The 1,602-nt window shown below is 55.7% G+C and carries 2 protein-coding genes; both read right to left on the bottom strand.

The window, feature by feature from the left end; translation table 11 throughout:
• Positions 1-161: 161 nt before the first annotated feature.
• The gene (locus QMX91_RS31085; protein ID WP_027610605.1) at positions 162-755 is read right to left on the bottom strand and encodes a YceI family protein; all 594 of its coding nucleotides are present in this window, start codon (positions 753-755) and stop codon (positions 162-164) included.
• Positions 756-786: 31 nt separating this feature from the next.
• Positions 787-1,338 carry a cytochrome b gene (locus QMX91_RS31080; protein WP_047596555.1) on the bottom strand — a complete coding sequence of 184 codons (552 nt, stop codon included), beginning with the start codon at positions 1,336-1,338 and terminating at the stop codon, positions 787-789.
• Positions 1,339-1,602 lie beyond the last annotated feature (264 nt).

The raw sequence follows: 1,602 nt of genomic DNA, 5'->3' as shown, positions 1-1,602 counted from the left end.
CGCGAATGCGGTATGTCTGTAACGGAAGTATCGACTGGCCCGCCGCATTCGCGAGCAAGCCCGCTCCCACAGTGGATCTGCGGTGATATCAGTGCATGTGACGGACAATAAAAAACGCCCCCGGCCTTACGACCGGGGGCGTTTTTGTATGGCGGCGAAAATTACTTCGCTTTCACACCTTCGAACGAGATGTACAGGTCGACCTTGTCGGACTGTGGACCCAGATCCATCATCTTGCCGAAATCAGAGCGCTTGATGCTGGTGGTGCCTTCAAAGCCGGCACGGTAGCCGCCCCATGGATCCTTGCCTTCGCCCAGGAACACAGCCTTGACCACGATTGGCTTGGTCACGCCGTGCAGGGTCAGGTCGCCGGTCACGTCAGCAGTGTCTTTGCCCTCGGCGTTCTTGCCGGTGGATTTGACGCTGGTGGAGACGAACTTGGCGTCAGCGTATTTGCCCACGTCCAGGAAGTCTTTGCTGGAGATGTGCTTGTCGCGCTCGGCGTGGTTGGTGAACACGCTGGCGGTTTTCACATTGAATTCGATTTTGCTGTCTTCAGGCTTGGCGGCGTCGAAGCTGAACTTGCCGTCGATGTCCTTGAAGGTACCGGTGATGTAGCTGTAGCCCAGGTGGCTGATCTTGAAGTCGACGAAAGCGTGCTGGCCTTCCTTGTCGACGGTGTAATCAGCAGCCATCACGTTCGCGGACAGTACGGCCGAACCGATTGCCAGAGCGGCCAGAGTCTTTTTCAACATGCTTTCTTTTCCTTTGAGTCGAGGTTGAATTTCAGGCTTTGCGACCGAGCATTCGAGTGAGGGTCGCATCACGATCGATAAAGTGGTGCTTCAATGCTGCCAACGCATGGAGACCGGAAAAAATTACCAGCGCCCATGCCAGCCAGAGATGAATCACCCCAGCGGTGTCTGCCTGATCCGGTAGCCCGGAAACCAGTGCAGGAACTTCAAACAGGCCAAACACCGGGATCCCGACACCGTCTGCGGTGGAAATCAGGTAACCGGCAAGCATCACAGCGAACAGCCCGACGTACAGAAACCCGTGGCCGAATTTGGCGCCGATGCGGGTCATGCGGCTGTAGCTTTGCAGCGTCGGTGGCGGTGGGCTGATAAAGCGCCACAACACCCGCAACACCATCACACCCAGCAGCACCAGACCGATGCTCTTGTGCAGATCCGGCGCGTCTTTGCGCCAGCTGCTGTAGTAATCCAGCCCCACCATCCACAGACCCAGCGCGAACAGTCCGAAGACCGCCAGCGCCACGCCCCAGTGCATGAAGATGCTGACCCAACCATAGCGTGAAGCAGAGTTACGTAGCTGCATTGCCCAAATCCTGTGAGAACTGCGAACCAAGACTAGCGAGTTATCTATCGAATTAAAGCGGAAAATTTTGCTTTGAAATATCGAGAAATACGATCAAGAGTCTGTAAGTGGCTTGTTAAGGAAAGATTAAACGGAAAAGTGTGGCGGGGTGTTGTTGCCGGACAATGGAATTGCGTTGTCTGAGCCGCCCCTATCGCGAGCAGGCTCACTCCTACAGTGACCGTATTCCAACTGGACAAATGCGATCCCCTGTAGGAGTGAGCC

Source organism: Pseudomonas sp. PS01299, from assembly GCF_029960145.1.
In the GTDB taxonomy this organism is placed as follows: domain Bacteria; phylum Pseudomonadota; class Gammaproteobacteria; order Pseudomonadales; family Pseudomonadaceae; genus Aquipseudomonas; species Aquipseudomonas putida_A.
Note: the sequence above shows the minus strand (reverse complement) of the source record. Positions and strands in the feature narration are given on the sequence as shown.

Excerpts from the sequence above, each read along its gene's own strand:
- QMX91_RS31085 (WP_027610605.1), bottom strand. The coding sequence starts at position 755 with ATGTTGAAAAAGACTCTGGCCGCTCTGGCAATCGGTTCGGCCGTACTG.
- QMX91_RS31080 (WP_047596555.1), bottom strand. The coding sequence starts at position 1,338 with ATGCAGCTACGTAACTCTGCTTCACGCTATGGTTGGGTCAGCATCTTC.